Here is a 26,429-nt window from a genome sequence, read left to right as displayed (position 1 = left end):
GTACGAGCAAACAGACGCCGCATCCCACGATCCGAGAGAAGCAGCTAGCCAGCATGCCCACGCGCCACGACATCCGTAACGTCGCCATCGTCGCCCACGTCGACCACGGCAAGACCACCATCGTCGACGCCATGCTCAAGCAGGCGGGTGCCTTCGCCGCTCACCAGCTCGACTCCGTCGACGACCGCGTCATGGACTCGAACGACCTGGAGCGTGAGAAGGGCATCACGATCCTCGCCAAGAACACGGCGGTGAAGTATCACCCCAAGGACGGCGGGGCCCCGATCACGATCAACATCATCGACACCCCCGGCCACGCCGACTTCGGCGGCGAGGTCGAGCGCGGTCTGTCGATGGTCGACGGTGTCGTGCTTCTGGTGGACGCCTCCGAGGGTCCGCTTCCGCAGACCCGTTTCGTGCTCCGCAAGGCCCTCCAGCGGCGGATGCCCGTCATCCTCTGCATCAACAAGACGGACCGTCCGGACTCCCGGATCGACGAGGTCGTGAACGAGACCTACGACCTCTTCCTCGACCTGGACGCCGACGAGGACCAGATCGAGTTCCCGATCGTCTACGCCTGCGGCCGTGACGGCGTCGCCTCGCTGACCAAGCCGGAGGACGGTACCGTCCCCGCCGACAGCGAGAACCTGGAGCCCTTCTTCTCCACGATCCTGGAGCACATCCCGGCACCGGTCTACGACGACGAGGCCCCCCTCCAGGCCCACGTCACCAACCTGGACGCCGACAACTTCCTCGGCCGTATCGCGCTGCTCCGCGTCGAGCAGGGCGAGCTGCGCAAGGGCCAGACCGTCGCCTGGATCAAGCGGGACGGCTCGATCGCCAACGTCCGCATCTCCGAGCTGATGATGACCGAGGCGCTCACCCGCAAGCCGGCCGAGATGGCGGGCCCCGGTGACATCTGCGCCGTCGCCGGTATCCCCGACATCATGATCGGCGAGACGCTGGCCGACCCGGAGAACCCGGTCGCGCTGCCACTGATCACGGTCGACGAGCCGGCCATCTCCATGACCATCGGTACGAACACCTCGCCGCTGGTCGGCCGCGGCGGCACCGGCAAGGGCGCCGACAACAAGGCGGCCGTCAAGGACCGCAAGGTCACCGCCCGCCAGGTCAAGGACCGCCTCGACCGCGAGCTGATCGGTAACGTCTCGCTGCGCGTCCTGGACACCGAGCGTCCGGACGCCTGGGAGGTGCAGGGCCGCGGCGAGCTGGCCCTGGCCATCCTGGTCGAGCAGATGCGCCGTGAGGGCTTCGAGCTGACCATCGGCAAGCCGCAGGTCGTCACCAAGGAGGTCGACGGCAAGGTCCACGAGCCGGTCGAGCGCATGACGGTCGACGTGCCCGAGGAGCACATGGGCGCGGTCACGCAGCTCATGGGTGTCCGCAAGGGCCGGATGGACAACATGTCGAACCACGGCTCCGGCTGGGTCCGCATGGAGTTCGTCGTCCCGTCCCGTGGCCTCATCGGCTTCCGCACGGAGTTCCTGACGAACACCCGTGGTACGGGCATCGCCCACTCCATCCACGAGGGCCACGAGCCCTGGTTCGGCACCCTGACGACCCGTAACAACGGCTCGCTGGTCGCCGACCGCTCCGGCGCGGTCACGGGCTTCGCGATGACGAACCTGCAGGAGCGCGGCGTCCTCTTCGTGGAGCCGGGCACCGAGGTCTACGAGGGCATGATCGTCGGTGAGAACTCCCGCTCCGACGACATGGACGTGAACATCACCAAGGAGAAGAAGCTCACCAACATGCGCTCCTCCACGGCCGATGTCGCGGAGTCCATCGTTCCGCCGCGCAAGCTCTCGCTGGAGCAGTCGCTGGAGTTCTGCCGCGACGACGAGTGCGTCGAGGTCACGCCCGAGGCGGTCCGTATCCGCAAGGTGAACCTGGACGCCCGCGAGCGCGCCCGCGCCGCGTCCCGCGCCAAGCACGGCTGAGCCAAGCACGGCTGAGCCGGGTGCGGCTGAAAACCGACCACGGCTGAACCCCCTGGACCGGCGAACGGCCCGGACAGTCCCGCTCCGCGGGAGTGTCCGGGCCGTTCGCGTGGTGCCGTGGCGCTGTTTGCGTAGTGCTGTGGCCTGGAAGAAGACTGCGGTGACGGCTCCCTCGCGACGCCTGCGGCAGTTGTCCGTCAACAGGATTTCCTACCCCGAAGGTTCGACTATCGGACGTAGCGCACCGGAAACCTGTATTAACAGTCCGTTTCGGGGGTGTCTGTCTGCGATCCCTTTGTCCGAATTTTGGGCCTCTGGGGCGGGGTGATGTTGCCAAAACGAGATGCTTTAAGTGTGGTTTACAGCCCGAACTTACCCAATAGTTGGCTTCACTGAGCTCGGGTCAACGGGTCACGCGCTGTGGGGAGCGCCGACTCACGAGCACACGGGACACGGATCTTCGCCGTCAGGGGTGTCGGCGTTGCGATGTGTCCAGCCTTGCAGTGAATACGTGGACTCATGAGGAGGAACCCATGCGCGGTGCCACGAGCGCCAGTGGGGTCGGGTCGTCACAGATGGCTCGTGCGGCCATTTTTCAGCGCACATCATCCGGTCTGGTCGCCGGCAGCGGCCGGCACTTCTGAGACCCGGTCAACCGCTCGGCTCGCGTTCCTTGGGGGGAATCCTCCCCAACTGACGTTCTTCCCAGTCGTACCGCCTACGGGGTGATCCCGTCAGGCGTGCGGTTGCGCTGCCGTACCCGTCTCGGGGCGACGGTGGGCACCGGGGGTCGTCATGCAGCCATGGCGGAACGGGCGTAAACCGTCCGGACCGTCGCAGCGTGCAGGGATCGCGGGTCACCAGACACCCGTGAATGGACACCATCATGACCAGTCCAATTGAGATCGAGGGCGAGAAGGCCTCTGTCGCCTTGGACAAAGAGACCGCGACCCAGAACGACGGCGCGGAAACCAAGTCGCTCACAGGGCGCTCGCCCAGTCAGCTGATGTGGGCGCGCTTCAAGCGTGATCGCACAGGTGTGATCTCCGCCTGTGTGGTGCTCGTCTACTTCCTCGTCGCCGCACTGGCTCCGGTCATCTCGGCGGTGTACGGGAAGAATCCCTACACGCTGTACGCGCAGGAGCCGGACTACCCCTTCCTGCTGGACGACTTCGCGATGCCCACCGGTTCCTTCGGTGGCATTTCCGGGGAGTTCTGGTTCGGGGTCGAGCCCAACCTGGGCCGCGATGTGTTCACCATGCTGATCTACGGCATCAGAACCTCGCTGTTCATGGCGCTGGTCCTGACCGTCCTCAGCCTGGGGACCGGCGTGATCATCGGCATGGTGGGCGGCTACTTCGGCGGGAAGGTCGACTACTGGCTGGGCCGGGTGACCGACTTCTTCCTGGCGTTCCCGAACCAGCTGTTCTTCATCGCCTTCATGCCGATCGTGACCGCGCTGTTCGTCTCCCCGACGGACGAGACCCCGACGTACCTGCGGGCCGTCGCGATCATCCTGGTGTCGTGGTTCCTCGGCTGGATGGGTATGGCCCGTCTGGTGCGCAGCTCTGTACTGTCCCTGCGGGAACGCGAGTTCGTCGAGGCGGCGAAGGTCTCGGGTGCCTCGCGCTGGCGAATCGTCCGCAAGGAGGTTCTGCCGAACATCGTGACGCCGATCCTGGTGCAGGGCACCTACATGCTGCCCAGCGCCATCCTGAACATCGCCTTCCTCTCCTTCGTGGGTGTCGGCTTCGTCGAGCCCACTCCGGACTGGGGCCGCATGTTCGCCATCGGCGCCAACATCTACGAGCAGGACCCGGCGTTCATGTTCTTCCCGGGTGTCGCTCTCGTCGTCTTCGTCCTGGCCTTCAACCTTCTGGGTGACTCGGTCCGCGACGCATTCGACCCCAAGACCGGACGGTGACGTCCATGGGCGAGGGCAGCTGCCGCCCTCGCACCGGGCAACCGGACGGTCAGGCAGCTCTTCTGGATAACAACCGACAGGTAGGTGCAACGAGCATCATGAAGCTCATTCGATCGCGCTCCGCACGCGCCATAGTCGTCGCCGCGGCGGCCGGCTCCCTGGCGCTCACCGGCTGCTCCAACGACAGCGGCAAGGGCGGCAAGGACGAGTCCAAGTCGCAGAAGGACGCCGCGGCGCAGTCCAAGCCGGTTGCCTACGGTGACGCTGCCGCCTCGAACGGTCCGGCCGTCGAGGTTCCGGGCGCCAAGCCCGGTGGCACCATCAACGTCTACATGCAGTCCGACCTGTCCCACATGGACCCGGGTCAGATCTACGTCAGCGACGCGGGCCAGTTCGCCAACCTGATCCACCGCGGTCTGACGAACTTCCAGGAGGACGACAAGGGCAACCTGACCGTCGTCGGCGACGTCGCCACCGACTCCGGCAAGTCCACCAACGGTGGCAAGACCTGGACGTTCACCCTCAAGGACGGCATCAAGGACGAGGATGGCAACGCCATCACCTCCGCCGACGTCCGCCACTCCATCGAGCGCCTGTACTCGAAGGTGATCTTCGACGGTCCGACCTACGTCCAGAGCTGGCTCTCCGGCGACGACTACCGCAAGGCGCTGCCGGACGGTCCGTACAAGGGCAAGCACCTTCCGGACAGCGTCCTCGCGACCCCGGACGCGAAGACGGTCGTCTTCAACTTCAAGACGCCGCAGCCCGACCTGCCGCAGGCCCTGGCCATGGCCGGTTACGCCATCGTGCCGCAGAAGGCGGACACGAAGGAGAAGTACGACAAGGCCCCGAAGTCCCTCGGCCCGTACAAGATCTCCGACTACAAGGCCGGCAAGTCCCTCACCCTGGTGAAGAACACCAACTGGGACCCGAAGACGGACTCCGTGCGCCACCAGTACGTCGACGGCTACAACTTCCTCACCACCATCGACCAGGTCAGCCAGACCAAGCGTCTGATCGCCGACCAGGGCGAGGCCAAGAACGCGATCCAGTTCACCGACTCGGTCGACCCGGCCCAGATTCAGTCCGTGATCAACAACAAGGCCGTCAACAAGCGCACGGTCAAGGGCTACCAGCCCTACGTCTGGCAGCTCTCCTTCAACCTGGACCGGATGAAGGACAAGAAGATCCGCGACGCGATCACGTACGCGATCCCGAACCAGTCGATGATCCAGGCCGACGGTGGCAAGTACGGCGGTGAGCTCGCCGGTGGTCTGCTCGCCCCGACCCTGCCGGGCTTCGACCCGAAGTACGACCCGTTCGGCAAGCTGAAGAAGCCCAACGGTGACCCGGAGAAGGCCAAGGCGCTGCTGAAGGAGGCGGGCGTCAAGGAGGGCACCAAGCTGAGCTACGCCTACTCCAACACCCCGCGTGGCCAGAAGCAGATGGTCATCATCAAGGACGCGCTGAACAAGATCGGCTTCAACGTCCAGGCCAAGGAGATCGACCGGAAGAGCTTCTACGAGCAGATCGGTAAGCTCGACAACCCGTTCGACATCTACATGACCGGCTGGGGCCAGGACTGGCCGTCGCCGTCCACGGTCATCACCCCGGTCTACGACGGTGACCTGGTCGCCGACGGTGCGTCGAACTACTCGCACATCAAGGACCCCGAGGTCACCCAGGGCATCAACGAGGCGGTCACGCTGGAGCCCCAGGCCGCGGCCAAGAAGTGGGAGTCGATCCACCACCGCATCGTCGAGGGTGTCAACCCGGCTGCCCCGGTCTACTACTCGAAGCAGATCCAGCTGTCCGGCTCGAACGTCGGTGGCGTCAAGTACAGCACCGAGTCGAGCTACATCGACATCAACGACCTGTACCTGATCAAGCCGTAACACCACATCACGGCTGATCCGTGGGGGTGCGCGCCAGGCGGAGCGCACCCCCGCGGACCCACCCCTCACAACTCCCGCCGACTCCGAAGAGAGCAGCCTCCCGCGATGCTTCAGTTCCTCATCCGCAGGTTGACCGGCGCCGTCGTCATCATGTTCCTGATCGGCGCGTTCACGTTCTTCCTGTTCTACACAATCCCCCAGGACTTCGCCCAACTCTCCTGCGGCAAGAACTGCACGCCACAGAACATCGCGGTGATTCGCGAGAATCTCGGCCTGGACAAGCCCATCACCGCACAGTTCTGGGACTTCATGTCCGGCATCGTGGCCGGCCGTGACTTCAACGTCGGACACTGTGACGCACCGTGCCTGGGCATCTCCTTCGAGTCCGGCGACATGGTCTGGGACTCCATCCTCGACCGCTTCCCGCTGACGCTGTCGCTGACCGTCGGCGGTCTCATCATCTTCCTCGTCTTCGGTCTCGGCACGGGTCTGCTCGCCGCGTGGAAGCGCGGCACCGTGGTGGACAAGATCGTCAGTGGCGCCTCAATGGTGCTCAGCTCGTTCCAGATCTACTTCCTCGGCCCGATCGTGCTCGGTCTCTTCGTCTACAGCACGGGCTGGATGGAGAACCCCAAGTACGTCCCGTTCACGGACGATCCGGTCGGCTGGGTCATCGGTCTGCTGATCCCGTGGGCCGTCATGGCGACGATCTTCACCGCCCAGTACACGCGTATGGCGCGTTCGACCATGATCGAGCAGCTGCAGGAGGAGCATGTCCGCACCGCGCGGGCGAAGGGCATGCGCCAGCGGTACGTCTTCTTCCGCTACGCCTGGCGCGGCTCGCTCATCCCCATCGTCACCATCATCGGCATGGACCTCAGCGGGCTTCTCGCGGGTGCCGTGGTCACCGAGTTCACCTTCGACCTGGCGGGCATCGGCCGCCTGGCGGTGGAGTCCTCGCTGAACAAGGACCTGCCGCTGACGATGGGCGTGATGCTGTTCGGAGCCTTCTTCATCCTGATCCTGAACATCATCGTGGACCTCGCCTACGCCTACATCGACCCGCGCGTGCGCCTCGCCTAGGAGAACGACCGTGACCACACTGACCAAGACCGAAGACACACCGGCCCCGACCGGGCCGGAGGCCTTCCTCTCGGTCCGCGACCTGCGCGTGCGCTTCTCCACCGAGGACGGCATCGTCAAGGCGGTCGACGGGCTCTCCTTCGATGTCGAGCGCGGCAAGACGCTGGGCATCGTGGGCGAGTCGGGCTCCGGCAAGTCCGTGACCAACCTGACCGTTCTCGGTCTGCACAACCGCAAGACCACCGCGATCGACGGCGAGATCATCCTGGACGGCCAGGAGCTGACCGGCGCGCCGGAGAAGGAGCTGGAGAAGCTCCGCGGCAACAAGGTCGCGATGATCTTCCAGGACCCGCTGACCGCGCTCTCGCCGTACTACACGGTGGGCCGGCAGCTGTCCGAGCCGTACATGAAGCACATGGGCGCCTCCAAGAAGGAGGCGAAGGCCCGGGCCATCGAGATGCTGGACAAGGTCGGCATCCCGCAGCCCGCGATGCGCTTCAACGACTACCCGCACCAGTTCTCCGGCGGTATGCGCCAGCGCGCGATGATCGCCATGGCGCTGATGTGCGACCCCGACCTGCTGATCGCCGACGAGCCGACCACCGCGCTCGACGTGACCGTGCAGGCGCAGATCCTCGACCTGCTCAAGGACCTCCAGCAGGAGTTCGGGTCGGCGATCATCTTCATCACGCACGACCTCGGCGTCATCGCCAACATGGCCGACGATCTGCTCGTCATGTACGCGGGACGGGCGGTGGAGCGCGGCAGCGTCCGCGAGGTGCTCCGGTCGCCCCAGCACCCCTACACCTGGGGTCTGCTGAGCTCGATGCCCCGTCTCGGCGGCGACACGAGCGAGGCGCTCACGCCGATCCCCGGCACGCCGCCCAGCCTGCTGAACCCGCCGTCCGGCTGCCCGTTCCACCCGCGCTGCGCCTTCGTCGACGAGGTCAGCGGTTCGCGGTGCTCCGGTGAGCGGCCGCCGCTCGGCGCCGGGCGCGCTGCCGCGTGCCACCTCACGGGGGACCAGAAGCAGACCATCTTCATCGACCAGATCAAGCCCCGGCTGGGCTAGGGAGACGCAGAGACATGAGCAAGAACGTCACTCTGCCTGAGCAGCAGGGTTCAACGGACGGGGCGGGGCGCAAGCCTCTGCTCACCGTCGAGGGCCTGACGAAACACTTCCCGATCTACGGCGGCTTCCCGTTCAAGCGCCAGGTCGGTGCGGTCAGGGCGGTCGACGGGGTCGACCTCACCGTGTACGAGGGCGAGAGCCTCGGCGTCGTCGGTGAGTCCGGCTGTGGCAAGTCCACGACCGGCCGGCTGGTCACGCGGCTGCTGGAGCCGACCGGCGGAAAGATCACCTACGCCGGTCAGGACATCACCCACGCGGGCCGCAAGCAGCTGGCGCCGATCCGGTCCGAGATCCAGATGATCTTCCAGGACCCGTACTCGTCGCTGAACCCGCGGCAGACCGTCGGCACCATCATCAAGAGCCCGATGGAGGTCAACGGCATCAACCCGCCCGGCGGCCGTGAGAAGCGGGTGCGGGAGCTGCTCGAGACCGTGGGTCTCAACCCCGAGCACTACAACCGCTTCCCGCACGAGTTCTCCGGCGGTCAGCGTCAGCGCATCGGTGTGGCGCGGGCCCTCGCGCTCGAGCCGAAGCTGATCGTCGCCGACGAGCCGGTCTCCGCGCTGGACGTGTCGATCCAGGCCCAGGTCGTCAACCTGCTCCAGAAGGTGCAGGACGAGCTGGGTATCGCCTTCATGTTCATCGCCCACGACCTCGCGGTCGTGCGGCACTTCTCGCAGCGTGTGGCCGTGATGTACCTGGGCAAGGTGGTGGAGGTCGCCGACCGCGACTCGCTCTACAACCGGCCCCGTCACCCGTACACCCACGCCCTGCTCTCGGCCGTGCCGGAGCCGGACGCCGACGCGGGGCAGAAGGAGCGGATCCGTCTCTCCGGCGACGTCCCCTCCCCGATCATGCCGCCGTCCGGCTGCCGCTTCCGCACCCGCTGCTGGAAGGCACAGGACAAGTGCGCGACCGAAGAGCCGCCGCTGGTGCAGATCTCCGGAAACCGTGAGGGCCACCTGACGGCCTGCCACTTCCCGGAGGACCCGACGACCGAGCGTGCCGAGGACGTCGTCCTGGACCCGGCGCTCGCAGCGCTCGAAGGGGAGCACGGCTCCGACGACTGACGTCCGAGCGTGAGAAACGCCCCGGCCGCCGTTCTGGCGACCGGGGCGTTCTCCGTGCCGGTCGTACTGTCCCGAGGCGGGTCCCTGAGGCGGGTCCCACGGTCCGGTCGTACTGTCCCGAGGCGGTTCCTGAGGCGGTTCCTGAGGCGGGTCCCGCGGTGCGGCCGGCCTGCCCGCGGACGTCGCCCGCCGTCCGGTCGTGTGTTGCAAATGTGTGTTATGCCTCTTATGTGGTGGTATTGGGGCCAAGTGAAACCGGACCCCGGGAGGCACTCCATGCGCGGAGCCACTCACGCCAAGTGGGCCGCATGCGCGGCCGCCGTCGCGCTCGTGGCCACGGCGTGCGGCGGCGGGGGCGGTGCGGCGGGCGGTGTCGACGGCATCGTGAGCTCCTCCTGGGGGGACCCGCAGAATCCGCTGGAACCGGCGAACACCAACGAGGTCCAGGGCGGCAAGGTCCTCGACATGATCTTCCGCGGTCTCAAGCACTACGACCCGAAGACCGGCGAGGCCGAGAACATGCTCGCCGAGAAGATCGACACCACCGACTCCACCAACTTCACCGTCACGGTCAAGGACGGCTGGACCTTCTCCAACGGCGAGCCGGTCACCGCGAAGTCGTTCGTCGACGCGTGGAACTACGGCGCCCATCTCAAGAACAACCAGCGCAACGCCTACTTCTTCGGCTACATCGAGGGGTACGACCAGGTCCACCCGGAGTCCGGCCGGCCCACCGCCGAGACCATGTCCGGCCTCAAGGTCACGGGCGACCGCACGTTCACGGTCAAGCTCACCCAGAAGTTCTCCACCTGGCCGGAGACCCTCGGCTACGCCGCTTTCGCCCCCCTGCCCAAGGCGTTCTTCACCGACCACGCCGCCTGGCTGGCCAAGCCCGTCGGCAACGGCCCGTACGCCGTCGACTCGTACGTCAGAGGCGCCCAGATGTCCCTGCGTCGCTGGGACCGGTACCCCGGCCAGGACAAGGCCAGGAACGGCGGCATCGACCTCAAGGTCTACACCGACAACAACACGGCCTACACCGACCTGATGGCCGGGAACCTCGACCTCGTCGACGACATCCCGGCCGCCCAGCTCAAGAACGTCAAGGCCGACCTCGGCAGCCGCTACATCAACACCCCGGCCGGCAGCATCCAGGCCATCGACTTCCCCTTCTACGACCCGGACTGGAACAAGCCGGGCCAGGAGAAGCTCCGCAAGGGCCTGTCCATGGCGATCAACCGGCAGCAGATCACCGACACGATCTTCCAGAAGACCCGTACCCCCGCCAAGGACTGGACGTCCCCGGTCCTCGGTGAGGACGGCGGCTACGACCCCTCGCTCTGCGGCGACGCCTGCACGTACAACGCCGCCGAGGCCAGGAAGCTGATCGCGGAGGGCGGCGGCATCCCCGGCGGCGGGCTGAAGATCACGTACAACGCCGACAGCTCCCACAAGGTCTGGGTCGACGCCGTCTGCAACTCCATCAACAACGTGCTCGGCAACGACCGGGCCTGCGTCGGAAACCCCGTCGGCACCTTCGCCGACTACCGCAACCAGGTCACCCAGTCCAAGCTGACCGGCCCGTTCCGGGCCGGCTGGCAGATGGACTACCCGCTCATCCAGAACTTCCTCCAGCCCCTCTACTACACCAACGCCTCCTCCAACGACAGCAAGTGGAGCAACCCCGAGTTCGACCGGCTCGTCGACGAGGCCAACGCCCAGAGCGACACGGCCACGGCGGTCGACACGTTCCAGCAGGCCGAGAGGGTTCTGCGGGACCAGATGGCCTCGATCCCGCTCTGGTACCAGAACGGCAGCGCCGGCTATTCGGAACGGCTCTCCAACGTCTCGCTGAACCAGTTCAGCGTGCCCGTCTACGAAGAGATCACGGTCAGCTGACGCTCCGGACCCAGTCCTCGCCCCCAGGGAGCCCTTCATGGGACGCTATGTGATCCGGCGTCTGCTGCAGATGATCCCGGTCTTCATCGGCGCCACGCTGCTGATCTTCCTGATGGTGAACGTGATGGGCGACCCCATCGCGGGACTCTGCGGCGAGCGGGCGTGCGACCCCGCGACCGCCGCCCAGCTGCGGAAGGAGTTCGGCCTCGACAAGCCGGTCTGGCAGCAATACCTGACGTACATGGGCAACGTCTTCACCGGCGACTTCGGTACGGCCTTCAACGGCCAGCCGGTCACCGAGCTGATGGCCACGGCCTTCCCGGTCACCATCCGGCTGACCATCGTCGCGATCGTCTTCGAGATCGTCATCGGCATCAGCCTCGGCGTGCTCACGGGCCTGCGCCGCGGCCGCCCCGTCGACAGCGGCGTACTGATCGTCACGCTGGTGGTCATCGCCGTCCCCACCTTCGTGACCGGCCTGCTCCTCCAGCTTCTGCTGGGCGTGGAGTGGGGCTGGATCAGACCGTCCGTGTCCGCCGAGGCGCCGCTCGGCGAACTGATCGTGCCGGGACTCGTCCTCGCGTCCGTCTCGCTCGCCTATGTCACCCGGCTGACCAGGACGTCCATCGCCGAGAACCGGCGCGCCGACTACGTCCGCACCGCGATCGCCAAGGGACTGCCCTGGCGTCGCGTCGTCACCCGCCATCTGCTGCGCAACTCGCTGATCCCGGTGGTCACCTTCATCGGCGCCGACATCGGCGCGCTGATGGGCGGCGCCATCGTCACCGAGCGGATCTTCAACATCCATGGCGTCGGCTACCAGCTCTACCAGGGCATCCTCCGCCAGAACACCCAGACCGTCGTGGGCTTCGTGACCGTCCTGGTGCTGGTGTTTCTCGTGGTGAACCTGATCGTCGATCTCCTCTACGCCGTACTCGACCCGAGGATCCGCTATGCCTGAGCCGCGATACGACGACCGGCGAGCCGGGGCAGCGATCGCCCCGACCGGCGCGGGCGGCGCGATGGACCTCGCGACGAGCGAGGGCGAGACCCTGGAGAAGGTGCCGGGTGGGCCGCTCGGCACCGGACCGGCAGACAAACCGCGCAGCCTCTGGTCCGACGCCTGGCGCGATCTGCGCCGCAACCCCGTCTTCATCGTCTCGGGACTGTTCATCCTCTTCCTGGTGATCATCTCGATCTGGCCCTCGCTGATCGCCTCCGGAAATCCGCTCAACTGCGACCTCGCCAAGGCCCAGGAGGGCTCCCAGCCCGGCCACCCCTTCGGCTTCGACGGCCAGGGCTGCGACGTCTACACCCGGACCGTCCACGGCGCCCGCACCTCGGTGACCGTCGGTGTCTGCGCGACCCTCGGAGTGGCGCTGCTCGGCTCCCTCCTGGGCGCGCTCGCCGGATTCTTCGGCGGAACATCCGACTCCCTGCTGTCCCGCCTCACCGACGTCTTCTTCGCCATCCCGGTCGTCCTCGGCGGTCTGGTGCTGCTGTCCGTCGTCACCAGCAACACCGTCTGGCCGGTGATCGGATTCATGGTGCTGCTCGGCTGGCCGCAGGTCTCCCGGATCGCCCGCGGCTCGGTGATCACCGCCAAGCAGAACGACTACGTCCAGGCCGCGCGGGCCCTCGGTGCGTCGAGCTCACGGCTGCTGCTGCGGCACATCGCGCCCAACGCCGTGGCACCGGTCATCGTCGTCGCGACCATCGCCCTCGGCACGTACGTCGCACTGGAGGCGACCCTCTCCTACCTCGGTGTCGGGCTGCGGCCGCCCGCCGTGTCCTGGGGCATCGACATCTCGGCCGCCTCCCCGTACATCCGCAACGCCCCGCACATGCTGCTCTGGCCGGCCGGTGCGCTCGCCGTCACCGTGCTCGCCTTCATCATGCTCGGCGACGCGGTGCGCGACGCCCTCGACCCGAAGCTGCGCTGAGGAGCCGCGTCCATGAGTCCTGTCATGCATCCCGACCCGCTGCTCGAAGTACGCGATCTGCATGTGGAGTTCCGCACCCGCGACGGCGTCGCCAAGGCCGTCAACGGCGTCACCTGCTCCGTCGGCGCGGGCGAGACGCTCGCCGTGCTCGGCGAGTCCGGCTCCGGGAAGTCCGTCACCGCCCAGGCCGTCATGGGCATCCTCGACAGCCCACCGGGCCGGATCACCAGGGGCGAGATCATCTTCCAGGGCCAGGACCTGCTGACCCTGAAGGAGGACGAACGCCGGAAGATCCGCGGGGCCGGAATGGCCATGATCTTCCAGGACGCGCTGTCCTCGCTCAATCCGGTCCTGAGCGTCGGCGACCAGCTCGGCGAGATGTTCACCGTGCACCGCGGGATGTCACGCAAGGACGCCAGGGCGAAGGCCGTCGAGCTGATGGACCGGGTCCGTATCCCGGCGGCGAAGGAGCGCGTCGGCCAGTACCCGCACCAGTTCAGCGGCGGGATGCGCCAGCGCATCATGATCGCCATGGCGCTGGCGCTCGAACCGGACCTGATCATCGCGGACGAGCCGACCACGGCGCTCGACGTGACCGTGCAGGCACAGGTGATGGATCTGCTCGCCGAGCTCCGGCGCGAGCTCAACATGGGACTCGTCCTCATCACCCACGACCTCGGCGTCGTCGCCGACGTCGCCGACCGGATCGCCGTGATGTACGCGGGCCGGATCGTCGAGACCGCACCCGTCCACGACATCTACCGAGCCCCCGCCCATCCGTACACGCGCGGCCTGCTCGACTCGATCCCGCGCCTGGACCAGAAGGGCCAGGAGCTGTACGCGATCAAGGGTCTGCCACCGAACCTGATGCACATCCCGGCCGGTTGCGCCTTCAACCCCCGCTGCCCGATGGCCCAGGACGTGTGCACGACCGACGAGCCCGAACTGTTCCCTGTGAACCGGGACCGCGGCAGCGCCTGCTTCTTCTGGAGGGAGTGCCTCCATGGCTGAGCCGACCGAGCCGATCATCGAGGTGCGCGACCTGTACAAGCACTATCCGCTCACCCGGGGCATCCTCTTCAAGAAGCAGGTGGGGGCGGTCAAGGCGGTCGACGGGGTCGATCTCGACCTCTTCCCGGGAGAGACGCTGGGCATCGTCGGCGAGTCCGGCTGCGGCAAGTCCACCCTCGCCAGGATGCTGGTGAACCTGGAACGGCCCACGGCCGGGTCGATCCGCTACAAGGGCGAGGACATCACCAAGCTGTCCGGACGCGCGCTGAAGGCGGTGCGGCGCAACATCCAGATGGTGTTCCAGGACCCGTACACCTCCCTGAACCCGCGGATGACGGTCGGCGACATCATCGGGGAGCCGTACGAGATCCACCCCGAGGTGGCCCCGAAGGGCGACCGGCGCAGGAAGGTCCAGGAACTGCTGGACGTCGTCGGGCTCGACCCCGAGTACGTCAACCGCTATCCGCACCAGTTCTCCGGCGGTCAGCGCCAGCGCATCGGCATCGCGCGCGGGCTCGCGCTGCGCCCGGAGGTCATCGTGGCGGACGAGCCGGTCTCCGCTCTCGATGTCTCCATCCAGGCACAGGTCGTCAATCTGCTGGCGCAGCTGCAGAGCGAGTTCAGCCTCAGCTACGTGTTCATCGCTCACGACCTGTCGATCGTCCGTCACATCTCGGACCGGGTCGGCGTGATGTACCTGGGGCGGATCGTGGAGATCGGCAAGGACGCGGAGATCTACGACCATCCGACGCATCCCTACACCCAGGCGCTGCTGTCGGCCGTTCCGGTGCCCGACCCGCAGGCGCGCGAGCACCGGGAGCGGATCATCCTCACCGGAGAGGTGCCGTCGCCGACCAGCATCCCGTCCGGCTGCCGTTTCCGCACCCGCTGCTGGAAGGCGCGGGAACGCTGCACGCTGGAGGTGCCGGAACTGGCGGTGCCCGCGGAGTTCCGCCTCGCGGAAGGGCCCGCGAGGCATGACTCGGCGTGCCACTTCGCGGAGGAGAAGCGTGTGGTGCCGCGCGAGGACTGACCGCGGCGCTGCCCCCGGACCCGGCCGGACCCGGCCGGGCCCAGCCCCGTACCTGTCGTCGTGCGCCCGGAGGGTATTGCGGGACAGCCCTTAGCCCCGCGCCTCGGTCGTCTCCCGGTGGAGGAACGCCAGCCGCGCCCTCTTCTCCGGCAGGAACACCTCCGGGAGGTCGATCTCCGGCAGAACGATCTCCGGCCCGATCTCGAACCCCGTACGGGCCAGCCGCTCGACCGCCTTCTCGTTGCGGATGTCCGGCTCGGCGACGATCCTGCTCACCTTCGGGTCCGACAGCACGTAGTTGATGAGGACGGACAGCAGCGCTGAGGTGAAGCCGGGCCGCGGCGCGCCCTGCGGGGGACCGATCATCAGGTGGACGCCGATGTCGCCGGGCTCGACGTCGTAGCACTCGCTGACGCGGTCGGCTTCCGGCTCGTACGTCTGGAAGAGCATCGCCGGCCGGTCCCCGACGTGGATGAGGAAGGCGTGGTGCGTGGTGAGGGAGTCCAGGTGCTCGTAGATCTCCAGGACCTCGGCGCGGCTCGCCTCGCCCATGCCCCAGAAGCGGGCCCGCTCCTCGGTGACCCAGGAATGGATGACGTCGACGTCGCGCCGCGGGTCCAGGGCGAGGACCCGTACCGTGCCGATGCCGTCGACGGTCTCCTCGTGCAGGGTCTCGGCCGGGCCCTCGGCCGGAGTCTCAGGTCGGACGACGGGCTCAGTGGTCATGACTCTCCTCGGTGCGGTGCTCAAGAGTGAGCTGGTCGAAGTCGGTGACGACGGGGACGAATTCGCCGCGCAGCCACAGCGGCAGCTGGTCGCGGTGGTGGGCGTCGCCGGGGATGCCCCGAGCGCCCAGCGGCACCACCCAGAGGCTGTCCTCGCGCCGGGCGAGGTCCCATACGTAACGAGCGGCCGGTCCGCGGGCGCTGAGATCGGTGACGCCGGGAACGCTCGACGTGGCCAGCACACAGTCGTGGTCGCCGGGCAGACCCGGCCACTGCTCGTCCGTGCCGGGCAGCGCCTGCCAGGGCGCGAGCCGGTGCAGCTCGCCCCAGGTGGCGCTCGGTTCGCCGGCCGCGGCGACCTCGTCGAGAGCCGCGCGTACGACCCCGGCGCGGTCGATGCCGGGCAGCAGGCTGGTGGTCAGCAGCGTCTCCAGGGCGTACGCGATCTTCACCGGCAGATACAGCCAGGGCACGAACACCTCGGGGTACCCGAACGGTTCCGCGAGCGCGGCGAGTTCCGGGTGGGCCGCCAGCCGCACGACGACTGCGGACCGCACCGCCGCGTACAGGGCGGCATCGGTGCTGTCAGCCGCCATCCGCCGGTCCCAGCCCAGCAGCCGCTCCCGCAGTCGCGAGGCTTCGGGAGAGAGCCCGGGAAGCCCGGCGACCAGCTCCAGCAGCGGGCGCGCGGAGGCCAGACGGGTGTCGGTGTGGACGGCCGCCATGCCGGGCGCCGTCCAGCTCTTCGACTCGCGCAGCAGGTGGGCGATCCGGTCGGCCCGGTGCGGCGGCGCGAATTCGACGCCGAGGGCCGTGGCGAGCCCCCGCGCGTTCGCCATGACGGCGATGTCCTCGACCTCGGCGCTGGGCGTCTCGTGCCACCCCTGCCAGTCGTGCCCGTGCTCCCATGCCGGCACGACCCGCAGCCGGTTGTCCTCGTGCCGCACGGGTACGCGCCCGGCGACCCGGTGCAGCAGCCCGCCGGCGGTGTCCGCGGCATGGACCACATTGACCGGCTCGGTCCATGCGTCGAGCGCCCGGTCCACATCCCCCGTACTGCGCGCCCTGAGCAGCGCGGGGAGCGCCTCGAAGCCGAGCTCGCCGGTCACGCGCGGCGGGTAGCGCAGGCTGATGGCCTCCGTCCCGCCGTCATCGCCGCCGATGATCACGGGGCCGCGCCCGGTCTCGATGATCTCGACCTCGACCGGGTCGCCGCCCGCCACCTCGATCGTCTCGCGGTGGTGGGCGGCCGGGTGCCAGCCGTCCGGGCCGAGGGCCTCGACCGCGGTCGCCGTGCGCCGCAGCCGCTCGCGGTACAGGTCCTGGTAGTCGGACATGGCGTTGGTGATCGCCCAGGCGACGTCACCGGTGTGGCCGAAGTGGGCGAGGCCGGGTACGCCGGGGACGGCGAGGCCGAGGACGTCGAAGTCCGGGCAGACCAGGTGGATCTGCTGGTAGATGCCGGGGTCCTCGATGAAGCGGTGCGGGTCGCCCGCGATGAGGGGCGCGCCCGTGGCCGTACGGTCGCCGGTGACCAGCCAGCCGTTGCTGCCCGAGGTACCCGGACCGTCCGTGGCGAAGAGGGTGATCGCCTCGTCGCCCAGCCGTCGTGCCACCTCCTCGCGCCACAGCTTGGTGGGGAACCCGGCGAACAGGATGTGCGTCGAGATCCAGATCCCCAGCGGGACCCACGGCTCCCACCGACCGGGCGCGAGCCCGGTCGCCGCGAACTCGGGAGCCGCCTCCGCGCCCTCCGGAAGGCCCGCGTTGACGCCGTCCACGTACGCACGCACCCACTCCGCCGTGTCCGCGTCCAGGTTCGCGAAGCAGCGCCGGGCCGTGTCGGCCAGCCGGGACCGACGGGCGAACCGGTCCCAGACGACGGCTTCCGCGCCCAGGAAGGCGGCCGTCGTGCCCTGCACCCGGTGCCGCTCGACCTCGAGCTGCCAGCCCCGGTCCACGGCGGCGTTCCGTCCCTGCGCGAAGGCCAGTTCCAGGGCGCTGGAGGCACGCAGATGCGGGATGCCCCAGGCATCCCGGTAGACCTCGGTCGTCACGCTGTCCCCACTCTCCTGCTCGATCGGCCTTTAGGTTAGGCTGGCCTAACTTTACTGGGTGCTCGGGGAGGAGACAGCGGTGGGGCATGGCTGGGAGGGTGTGGTCCTCAAGCTGATGCGGGGCAAGGACTTCGCATTCACGGTGACCGGGGCGGAGCAGGTCACCGAGCAGTTCCGCCGGCTGCATCTCACCGACGGGGGCATGCTCGGCGCCACCGGAGTGCACCCCACCATGTGGGTGCGGCTCTGGTTCGACAACGCGGGAAAGCCCCATCAGCGCGCCTACACCCTCGTCGATCCCGACCCCGCCGCCGGGACCTTCAGCCTGGAGTTCGCCCTGCACGACGGCTGCGCCAGCGACTGGGCCCGCAAGGCCCAGCCCGGCGACACCATCGAGGCGACGGTCCAGGGCACGGGCTTCGCCGTGCCCGAGCCGCTGCCGTCGCGGCTGTTCGTCATCGGCGACCCGGCCTCGCTGCCCGCGATCAACTCCCTGCTGGACGCGATGCCGCAGGTTCCGGCCACCATCTGGTTCGAGACCCCGCACGCCTCGGACGCCGATCTGCCCGTGCGGACCGACGCCGAGCGCCACGAGCTGCGGCGCGTGCCGCGGCAGGACGGCGGCGGCCGGCTGATCGAGGAGGTGCGGGCCGCGCTGCCCGGTCTGCTCGGTGAGGATCCGGCCGGTGCGTTCGTCTGGATCGCCTGCGACACGGCGACGACCCGGACCCTCACCACGTATGTACGCAAGGAGCTCGCCCTCCCCAAGGAGCGGGTGAGCGCACTGGGTTACTGGCGTCCGGACCCCGTCAAATCCCGCTAAGTGCGCATCAATTTCGTTAACACCCAGGCAACTTGGCCGAAGCAGCACCGATATACGAACGAGCCACCCTGAACTGCGTACGGCCGTGCGGGTGCCGTAGACCGGCCGGAACGCACCATGTCGCTCCGGCCGGTCGCATCCCGTCGCGGTCGCGTCGTATCCCGGGCGACGCCCGTCGGCTTCTGGTCGGCTCCATTCTCGGTTCCTGGTCGGGCCAAGGCGCGTATCGCCGGTCCCAAGAGGTGATCGGTCCCTTGTTCCCGTGAGGGGAGCGATGGAGTATCCCCTGTGTGGCTTTCACACGGGGAGCAAGGATCACCGGCGCGGCGCTGTGTGCCGTCCTCGCGGCACTGGCCGCGGCCTGGATCGTCCGCGACCTCCGTGCGGCGGAAGAGCCGCTCGACCTCTGGTGGTTCTGGGCCGGTGACGGCCGCACCGCGGTCTCGGCGCGGCGGCTCACGACCACCCTCCAGGATCCGGTGCTGCTCGTCGGATACGTCGTCGTGGGCGTCGCGGCCCTGCGCTCCCGGGTGGCGGCCGCCGCGCTCGTCGCCGCCGGAGTCGTCACGCTCGCCGTACGGCTGCCGGGGCTCTGGCTGCTCAGCGCGGTCTGGATGGACCTGAGGGCCACCGACGAGCTCCGCAGCCGTGCACTCGTCTCCGTCTTCGTGGCTCTCGGTATCGCCGTCGGGCTGCTCATCACGGCCGCGGCGGGGCGCCGGCCCGCGGAGTCGCCGTACGACGCGGCCCCGATCCGCCCCTCCCGGGGCGTCTCGGTCACCGCGTTCCTGCTGCTCGCCGCCGTCGCGGGGATCCGCGCGGCCTGGGAGGTGTACTGGACCTCGGAGATCCCCGCGAGTTCCTACACCGACCGCTTCACCGGCAACGCGAACCTCATGCTGCCGCTGCTCGGCCCGCCGCCGGGCTGGCTCAACGCGGCGGTCGTGCTGATCTGTCTCGCCGCGGCGGGCGGCGCGCTCTTCCACGCCGTCTACTCGCGGCCGCTGGGACTGGCCGCCGCTGGGCTCCTCACCGCGAGCGGCGCCGCAGGCCTCGCCCTCGCGATCCGCTTCGAGCTGATCGGCGGCTTCGGCGATCTGCCCGTCCGTGACCAACTCGCCGTCAGCAGCTGGACCTTTGAGCTGGTGGCGGGTGCGGCGGTGCTGCTGGTCCTGGCGCGCAGGGGAGTGAGCGATGCGGCCGGCGGGCCGCTGCCACAGAGGCAGCAGCCAGCCGGTTACGGACATCCGCAGGGTGACGGGTTCGGCCCGCCCCCGCCCTCGTCCCCGCCACCGGGCTGGTGAACCCGGGACCGGCGACCCGCCGACAGTGAACGGCCGCCGGTGAACGGCCCGCTCCGGACGGGCTCCAGGTCCTGTCCTCCGGATCCTGCCGGGCCGAGCCACAGGACACGCCCTAGTGCCCCTCCCGGCAAGCTTTGCCCTGTCGCGCCGCCCGGCACGCACCCTCGCTGCGTTGGCCAAAAGCCCTGGTAGCTCCGCTACAAGGACTTCCGGCCGCCTTGCGATGGCACGCACCGGACGACGCTCCCTGACGGGCAAACATTGCCGGTCGCGGCACTAGTCCATCCCCAGGGAGCGCCTCAGGAACTCCACCTGGAGCAGAAGCATGTTCTCCGCGATCTGCTCCTGAGGTGTCATATGCGTGACGCCCGTGAGAGGCAGCAGTTCATGGGGGCGTCCGGCCGCGAGCAGTGCCGATGAGAGCCGGAGGCTGTGTGCCACCACCACATTGTCGTCCGCCAGGCCATGGAGGATCATCAGCGGCCGTACCGGCTCGGCCGGATCGGTCAGCCCCGCCTCCGTGGCGAGGGAGTTCGCCGCGTAGACCTCGGGCTGCTCCTCGGGGCTGCCGAGATAGCGCTCGGTGTAGTGGGTGTCGTACAGCCGCCAGTCGGTGACCGGCGCGCCGGAGACCGCCGCGTGGAACACATCGGGCCGGCGCAGCACCGCGAGCGCGGCGAGATAGCCGCCGTACGACCAGCCGCGGATGGCCACCCGGCCGAGGTCCAGCGGGAAGCGGTCCGCCAGTGCGTGCAGCGCGTCGACCTGGTCGTCGAGCGTCAGCAGCAGATTGTCCTTGATCCCCTTCTCCCAGCCGGGCGAACGGCCGGGGGAGCCGCGCCCGTCCGCGACGACCACCGCGAAGCCCTGATCGGCGAACCACTGCGAGGTGAGATGCGGATTGCGCGCGGCGACCACACGCTGTCCGTGCGGTCCGGCGTACGGGTCCAGCAGGACGGGAAGCGGACCGTCCGACTCCTGATAGTCGGACGGAAGCAGGACGGCGCACGGGATTCGCCGTGCGCCCCCCTCGACAAGTTGCACACGGGGCGAAAGGACGGGTTCCTCCGTGTACGAGGCGATCGCGGCCACCGGCTTCCCGTCCCGGAGCACCTGAACCGTCGAGGTGCTCACCTCGGGCCGCGCGGAGGCGAGCACCGTCACCGGCCCCGAGCGCACGGCGGAATGCAGCCCCGCGCCCTCGGAGAGCCGCTCGATCCCCAGCTCGTTGACCCGGTACACATGGATCTCGCCGATCTCCGGGTCCGCGGCGTTCTCACCTGCCGAGGCCGCCACCAGGACATCCGACTCACCGATGTCCAGCACCGCCCGGACATGCAACTGCGGCCCGGTCAGCGGCCGGTCGCCGACGGCCAGCACCCGCGCCCCGCCCTCGTCCGCGACCCGCACCAGCCTTCCGTCCGGAGCCCACGCGGGCACCCCGGCCAGCAGCTCGATCCACGCCGGGTCCTCGTCCACATGCACCGTGCGCGTCGTACCGGTCTCCGTGTCCACCGCCAGATGCAGCGCCGTCCGCTGGTCCCGGGACTGCACGAGCAGCAGCGGAGCCCCGGCCGACGACCAGTGCACCCGGGCCAGATAGGGATACCGCTCCCGGTCCCACCCGACCTCGGTGCGTGAGCCGTCGAGCCCCATGAGGAAGAGCCGTACGTCCGCGTTCGCCGTCCCGGCCACCGGGTACGTCATCGCCGCCGGCTCCCGGTCCGGATGCGCCGGATCCGCGATCCACCAACGCCGTACGGGCGACTCGTCCACCCGCGCGACCAGCAGCCGGTCGGACTCCGGAGCCCACCAGAAGCCGCGCGAGCGCCCCATCTCCTCGGCCGCGACGAACTCCGCCACCCCGTATGCCGTGCGCTCGTCCTCCGGCTCGGCCAGCGCGCGGTCCCCCTCGCCCTCCGCGCCGATCACCCGCAGCGCGCCCGCGGCCGCATAGGCGACGAACCGCCCGTCCGGCGAAGGCCGCGGATCGATCACCGGCCCGGCGGCCGGCAGTTCACGTGCCGTCCCGGCCCGCAGCTCCGCGGTGAAGAGCCGCCCGGACAGGGCGAACGCCGCCAACTCCGCCTCCCGGTCCACGGCATACCCGACGATTCCCCCCGACGCCTCACGGCTGCGCTCCCGCCGCGCCCGCTCCTCGGCGGACAACTCCTCGGCCGCCCCGCCCAGCAGGGCGTCCGGATCGGCGGCCACCCGCTCACGTACGTCCCCCTCGAGGTCCAGCACCCAGAGCCGGTGCGCCCGTTCCGTCCCCGAAGGGGACCGCAGGAACACCACCCGGGAGCCGTCCGGGGACACCGTGAACGCGCGCGGTGCGCCGAGGGTGAAGCGCTGCGTCCTGGCGTACTGGCGGGGGAAGGAGAGCTGCTGCCTCATGGTCATGCGACCGAACCTAGCCGTTGGCGCCGCCGTTTCGCCCGCGTCCGACGGACTCGGCGGAGGGTGTGCGCCCCCATGTGCTGCCGTGCACCGATCGATGCGGTGGTACGGATAGTTATGATCCGTAGCGCTAGGTGGGTATGAACCTCCTGGCACATGCAAGCTGCCCGGTCCGGACCGAATATTTGTGGAGGTGACCGCCGTGGCACTCTCGATTTCGGCGGTGGTGCTGCTGGCGATCGTCGTCTTCCTGCTGGTCCGGAAATCCGGACTGAAAGCCGGACATGCGGCGGTTTGCATGCTCCTCGGGTTCTACCTGTCCAGCTCCTCCCTCGCGCCCACCATCACGGAGCTGACCACGAATGTGGCGGGCATGATCGGCGGCATCAAGTTCTGACGGGCCCGATCCGCAAGACACCACCTGGGTCCGGGCCTCGTAGGCTGGGGCCATGACGGATCTCCCAGCCCGTCGTCTGCTCCTGGTGCATGCGCACCCCGACGACGAGTCGATCAACAATGGCGCCACGATGGCCCGGTACGCCGCAGAGGGCGCCAAGGTCACCCTGGTGACCTGCACCCTCGGCGAGGAGGGCGAGGTCATCCCGCCCGAGCTCGCGCATCTGACCGCCGACAGGGAGGACAGCCTCGGCGCGCACCGGATCGGTGAACTGGCCGCCGCGATGAAGGAGCTGGGCGTCGACGACCACCGGTTCCTCGGCGGCCCCGGGCGCTTCCGTGACTCCGGGATGATGGGCCTCCCCCAGAACCGCCGCCCCGGCGCGTTCTGGAGCACCGACGTGGACGACGCCGCCCCGTATCTCGTCGAGGTGATCCGTGCCGTACGGCCGCAGGTCCTCGTGACGTACGACCCGCACGGGGGCTATGGCCACCCCGACCACATCCAGGCGCACCGCGTCGCCATGCGCGCGGCCGATCTCGCCGCGGAGCCCGCCTTCCGGCGCGACCTCGGCGCCCCGCACACCATCGCCAAGATCTACTGGAACCGGGTGCCGCGCTCGGTCGCCGAGGAGGGTTTCGCCCGGCTGCGTGCCGCGGGCGCCGACTTCCCCGGCATCGCGGATATCGAGGACATTCCCGGCGTAGTGGACGACTCGGAGATCACCGCCGAGATCGACGGCTCCGCCTACCTCGCGCACAAGGCCGCCGCGATGCGTGCGCACACCACCCAAATCGCCGTGGACGGGCCCTTCTTCGCGCTTTCCAACGATCTCGGCCAGCCGCTGTTCACCACCGAGTACTACCAGTTGGTGCGCGGCCGCTCCGGCGCACCGGAGGGCGAGCGCGAGCACGATCTGTTCGCCGGCGCGACCGGCACGACGACACAGGAGGCCGCGTGATGAGTCAGCCCGGAGCCTGGCCGGCCAGACCCCCCAAGCCGGGACGCATCGCCGCGTACATCGGTCTCGCCGTCCTCGGTGTCCCTGTCGGGGCCGCGGGATCGCTCGTCCAAGCCGCCTGGTTCCCGGCCGGGTTGGTGCTGGCGCTGCTCGGCGCGGCAGGTCTCTTCTACGGTGGCCTGCGCGCCACCGGCACCCAGCTCGGAGTGCTGGCACCGGCCGCGGGCTGGCTCGTCGCCGTGCTCCTGCTCAGCGCCGGACGGCCGGAGGGCGACGGTGTCTTCGCGGGCGGGCTCGGCGAGATCGTCTTTCTGCTGGGCGGAATGGTGATCGCTGTGATGTGTGCCACCATGTCGCGGTTGCCGCAACCGGGCGGGAGTTCCGGCCGACTTGGCAAGTGACGTGTCCCATCTGAGGCCGAATTGCCCACGCTCGTTGCGGCGGCCGCGGAACGTCGCTTCGCGCAGTCGCCGGATACGCTCCGGCGGCGGCCAGTATGGTGGTGCGCGCCGCCGAGCCGCCCGCAGCAGTGAGAACAAAGTAAGAACGGGCGGCGGAGCCAACCGGGAGAACCTGCTTTGAGCCGTGAAACTGACAGTTCGTCCTCCGGCCCCCAGGGGCGTGGCGGAGCCGCGTACCCTTCGGGGACACCGCCGTACGGCTCCCGCCAGTATCCGTCGCTGCATCCCACGCAGGACGCTCCGGAGGAGGGAGCCGAGCCGGCGTCCGCGCCGCAGCCGGACGAGCCCAGGACCGAGACGACGCTGACGACCCGCATCCGGATCAATATTCCGGGTTCGCGGCCGATCCCCCCGGTCGTCATGCGTACGCCGATGAGCGACGTGGACAAGAAGAACGTCGTGGCGCAGCGCGACGGCGCCGCCGAACGCACGGGCAGCACGCCGCGGCCGCCCGCGCCCGCGCAGCGCGCTGCCACCGCCGCGGACGCCGGGCGTGGCACGGGTGAGGCCGAGGCGGTGGAGAAGCCCGCCGAGGAGCGGACCAGCGACTGGTTCGCTCCCCGCAAGACGCCGGCTCAGACGCCTCCTCCGGCTGCCGCCCCGGCCCCGGGACGGGGTCCGGGCGCAGGTGCCGGTCCGGCGTCGGGTGCCGGTCCGGCCTCCGGTGTCGACGACACGGGTGCGCATCGGATCCCCGGTCCGTCCGGCGCTCCGAACGGGCAGACGCCCGCGCCCGGCGTTCCGTACTTCTCGGATGCCCCGACCGGCGCCGGGTCCCGCCCCAGGAGCGGGCTCGACGACCTCGCGGCGGACACGAACGCACAAGGCCGTGCCACGCCCCAGCTCGGGGTGCGCCCGCCGGGTTCCGCACCCGCCGGCCCCACGGGTCCCGCGGGTCCCACGGCGGGGCCGGCCACCGGTACCTCGCCGTTCGCGCCGGGTGGCGGCGCACCAGGGCACGGCGGTGCTCCCCGGATGAGCGACGACACCGCCGTACTCACCCCGCAGCAGCCCGCCCCCGAGACCGGCCCGGCCGGTCCGGCGGGTCCGATCGTCCCTCCCGGCCCCTCCGGACCCGGCGGCAACGTCTCCGGGGACACGCTGACCAGCGGCATCCCGGTGGTCCCGCCGCAGCAACACCGCTCGCCGTTCGCGCCCGCAGGTCCCGACGCCACGAACTCGCCGTGGCCTTCGGGCGGCCCCGGCGGCCCGTCCGCGCCGGACTTCTCGGCGCCGGACTTCCCCGGCCCGGCCGCATCGGCGCGCACCGCGCCGGGACCGTCGGCGACCCCGCCCGCCCCCGCGGCCTCGTCGCCGTCCTCCTCGTCGTCCTCGTCCGGGCCGGCGAAGAAGGGCCGCTCCAAGCTCGTGCTCGCCGGAGCGGGCGTATTCGGCCTGCTCGGTGTCGCGTACGGCGCCGGGCTGCTGCTCAACCACTCCGACGTGCCCAAGGGCACCACGGTCCTCGGCGTCGACATCGGCGGCGGCACCAGGGACCAGGCGGTCGCCAAGCTCGAAGCCGCCCTCGGCAAGCGCGCCACGTCGCCGCTGCAGCTCACCGTCGGCGGCCAGAAGGAGCAGCTCGCCCCGGACAAGGCGGGCCTCAGCCTCGACAGCCAGGCGACCGTCCGCGGCGCCGCGGGCAGCGACTACAACCCGGTCTCGGTGATCGCCACCCTCTTCGGCGGCGAGCGCGAGGCCCAGCCGGTCATCCCGGTCGACGAGGAGAAGCTGAGCGTCGCGCTGGCCGACCTGGCGGGCGCGTCGGGCTCGGCCACCGAGGGCACGATCAGGTTCGAGCCGGGCAAGGCCGTCCCTGTACCGGGCAAGTCGGGCAAGGCGCTGGATGTCCGGCAGTCGATGATCTCGGTGCGGGACGCGTACCGCGCCCAGGTCGAGACCGGCCGTATCAACACCGTGGAGCTGCCGGTCGCCACCCGCGAGCCGACCATCACCCAGACCGAACTGGACCGGGCGATGAAGGAGTTCGCCGGGCCCGCCATGTCCGGCCTGATCACGATCAAGGCGGGTGGCAAGGAGATCCAGTTCGGACCTTCCAGGTCCCTGCCGAAGATCCTCTCGATGAAGGCGGTCGACGGGCGGCTGGTCGAGGTCTACGACAAGAAGGCCATCAACGAGCTCCTGGACGGCGTCTTCGACGGCATCATGATCACCAAGGGGGACGGCAACAAGCATCAGCTGTCCGCGGACGACGTCGCCTTCGCGATGCAGAAGGCGCTCCTCGGCAAGACCCCGGCCGACCGTACGCAGACGATCGAGCTGAACCCGCAGGGCTGACACGCATCCGCCCCGGAACCCCGGGAGCCCCTGTCCGCGATGACGGACCGGG

Annotated in this window: 20 protein-coding genes; 17 read left to right on the top strand and 3 right to left on the bottom strand. The window is 69.3% G+C overall.

What is annotated here, in order from left to right:
- Window positions 1–53: 53 nt before the first annotated feature.
- From typA to ACZ6ZQ_RS15465, 11 genes are all read left to right on the top strand, one after another.
- Window positions 54–1,961: a translational GTPase TypA gene (gene typA, locus ACZ6ZQ_RS15515; RefSeq protein WP_469769054.1), complete on the top strand. Its 1,908-nt coding sequence runs from the start codon at window positions 54–56 to the stop codon at window positions 1,959–1,961.
- Between the two features lie 886 nt (window positions 1,962–2,847).
- The gene (locus ACZ6ZQ_RS15510) at window positions 2,848–3,885 is read left to right on the top strand and encodes an ABC transporter permease (protein ID WP_469769053.1); all 1,038 of its coding nucleotides are present in this window, start codon (window positions 2,848–2,850) and stop codon (window positions 3,883–3,885) included.
- 98 nt (window positions 3,886–3,983) lie between these two features.
- The gene (locus tag ACZ6ZQ_RS15505; RefSeq protein WP_469769052.1) at window positions 3,984–5,780 is read left to right on the top strand and encodes an ABC transporter substrate-binding protein; all 1,797 of its coding nucleotides are present in this window, start codon (window positions 3,984–3,986) and stop codon (window positions 5,778–5,780) included.
- A 105-nt stretch (window positions 5,781–5,885) separates the two neighbouring features.
- Window positions 5,886–6,863, top strand: coding sequence for an ABC transporter permease (locus tag ACZ6ZQ_RS15500; protein WP_469769051.1), 978 nt, complete (start codon window positions 5,886–5,888; stop codon window positions 6,861–6,863).
- 10 nt (window positions 6,864–6,873) lie between these two features.
- Window positions 6,874–7,935: an ABC transporter ATP-binding protein gene (locus ACZ6ZQ_RS15495; protein ID WP_469769050.1), complete on the top strand. Its 1,062-nt coding sequence runs from the start codon at window positions 6,874–6,876 to the stop codon at window positions 7,933–7,935.
- A gap of 14 nt (window positions 7,936–7,949) precedes the next feature.
- Window positions 7,950–9,065, top strand: coding sequence for an ABC transporter ATP-binding protein (locus tag ACZ6ZQ_RS15490; protein WP_469769049.1), 1,116 nt, complete (start codon window positions 7,950–7,952; stop codon window positions 9,063–9,065).
- Between the two features lie 276 nt (window positions 9,066–9,341).
- A complete protein-coding gene (locus ACZ6ZQ_RS15485; protein WP_469769048.1) occupies window positions 9,342–10,964 on the top strand; it encodes a peptide ABC transporter substrate-binding protein in 1,623 nt (540 codons plus the stop codon).
- 37 nt (window positions 10,965–11,001) lie between these two features.
- Complete coding sequence (locus ACZ6ZQ_RS15480; protein ID WP_469769047.1) at window positions 11,002–11,925, top strand: ABC transporter permease; 924 nt, start codon at window positions 11,002–11,004, stop codon at window positions 11,923–11,925.
- A complete protein-coding gene (locus ACZ6ZQ_RS15475) occupies window positions 11,918–12,907 on the top strand; it encodes an ABC transporter permease (RefSeq protein WP_469769046.1) in 990 nt (329 codons plus the stop codon). The genes ACZ6ZQ_RS15480 and ACZ6ZQ_RS15475 overlap by 8 nt, the downstream gene beginning before the upstream one ends.
- 12 nt (window positions 12,908–12,919) lie before the next feature.
- Window positions 12,920–13,918 carry an ABC transporter ATP-binding protein gene (locus ACZ6ZQ_RS15470; protein WP_469769045.1) on the top strand — a complete coding sequence of 333 codons (999 nt, stop codon included), beginning with the start codon at window positions 12,920–12,922 and terminating at the stop codon, window positions 13,916–13,918.
- A complete protein-coding gene (locus ACZ6ZQ_RS15465) occupies window positions 13,911–14,951 on the top strand; it encodes an ABC transporter ATP-binding protein (protein WP_469769044.1) in 1,041 nt (346 codons plus the stop codon). The genes ACZ6ZQ_RS15470 and ACZ6ZQ_RS15465 overlap by 8 nt, the downstream gene beginning before the upstream one ends.
- 90 nt (window positions 14,952–15,041) lie before the next feature.
- Here the strand turns inward: ACZ6ZQ_RS15465 and ACZ6ZQ_RS15460 are convergent, their stop codons facing one another.
- The gene (locus ACZ6ZQ_RS15460) at window positions 15,042–15,677 is read right to left on the bottom strand and encodes a GNAT family N-acetyltransferase (protein WP_469769043.1); all 636 of its coding nucleotides are present in this window, start codon (window positions 15,675–15,677) and stop codon (window positions 15,042–15,044) included.
- On the bottom strand, window positions 15,667–17,733 hold the full coding sequence (locus tag ACZ6ZQ_RS15455) for a penicillin acylase family protein (RefSeq protein WP_469769042.1): 2,067 nt from the start codon (window positions 17,731–17,733) through the stop codon (window positions 15,667–15,669). Before ACZ6ZQ_RS15455 ends, ACZ6ZQ_RS15460 begins: the two co-directional genes overlap by 11 nt.
- Before the next feature lie 79 nt (window positions 17,734–17,812).
- Between ACZ6ZQ_RS15455 and ACZ6ZQ_RS15450 the strand changes: the two genes are divergently transcribed.
- Window positions 17,813–18,556, top strand: a complete 744-nt coding sequence (locus tag ACZ6ZQ_RS15450; RefSeq protein ID WP_469769041.1) for a siderophore-interacting protein — start codon at window positions 17,813–17,815, stop codon at window positions 18,554–18,556.
- Between the two features lie 290 nt (window positions 18,557–18,846).
- Window positions 18,847–19,860, top strand: a complete 1,014-nt coding sequence (locus tag ACZ6ZQ_RS15445) for a hypothetical protein (RefSeq protein WP_469769040.1) — start codon at window positions 18,847–18,849, stop codon at window positions 19,858–19,860.
- Window positions 19,861–20,136: 276 nt separating this feature from the next.
- Here ACZ6ZQ_RS15445 and ACZ6ZQ_RS15440 read toward each other — a convergent pair whose 3' ends face one another.
- The gene (locus tag ACZ6ZQ_RS15440; RefSeq protein WP_469769039.1) at window positions 20,137–22,263 is read right to left on the bottom strand and encodes a S9 family peptidase; all 2,127 of its coding nucleotides are present in this window, start codon (window positions 22,261–22,263) and stop codon (window positions 20,137–20,139) included.
- 199 nt (window positions 22,264–22,462) lie between these two features.
- Here ACZ6ZQ_RS15440 and ACZ6ZQ_RS15435 point away from each other — a divergent pair, with 199 nt between their 5' ends.
- The 4 genes from ACZ6ZQ_RS15435 to ACZ6ZQ_RS15420 all read left to right on the top strand — a co-directional run bounded on the left by ACZ6ZQ_RS15435 (window position 22,463) and on the right by ACZ6ZQ_RS15420 (window position 26,377).
- Window positions 22,463–22,657, top strand: a complete 195-nt coding sequence (locus tag ACZ6ZQ_RS15435) for a hypothetical protein (RefSeq protein ID WP_453664896.1) — start codon at window positions 22,463–22,465, stop codon at window positions 22,655–22,657.
- Between the two features lie 52 nt (window positions 22,658–22,709).
- Window positions 22,710–23,618: an N-acetyl-1-D-myo-inositol-2-amino-2-deoxy-alpha-D-glucopyranoside deacetylase gene (gene mshB, locus ACZ6ZQ_RS15430; RefSeq protein ID WP_469769038.1), complete on the top strand. Its 909-nt coding sequence runs from the start codon at window positions 22,710–22,712 to the stop codon at window positions 23,616–23,618.
- Window positions 23,618–24,019, top strand: a complete 402-nt coding sequence (locus ACZ6ZQ_RS15425; RefSeq protein ID WP_469769037.1) for a DUF6113 family protein — start codon at window positions 23,618–23,620, stop codon at window positions 24,017–24,019. The genes mshB and ACZ6ZQ_RS15425 overlap by 1 nt, the downstream gene beginning before the upstream one ends.
- 177 nt (window positions 24,020–24,196) lie before the next feature.
- A complete protein-coding gene (locus ACZ6ZQ_RS15420) occupies window positions 24,197–26,377 on the top strand; it encodes a peptidoglycan binding domain-containing protein (protein ID WP_469769036.1) in 2,181 nt (726 codons plus the stop codon).
- Window positions 26,378–26,429 lie beyond the last annotated feature (52 nt).

This window comes from Streptomyces sp. NPDC053673, assembly GCF_055585225.1.
This window is presented reverse-complemented; position numbering and strand designations above follow the sequence as displayed.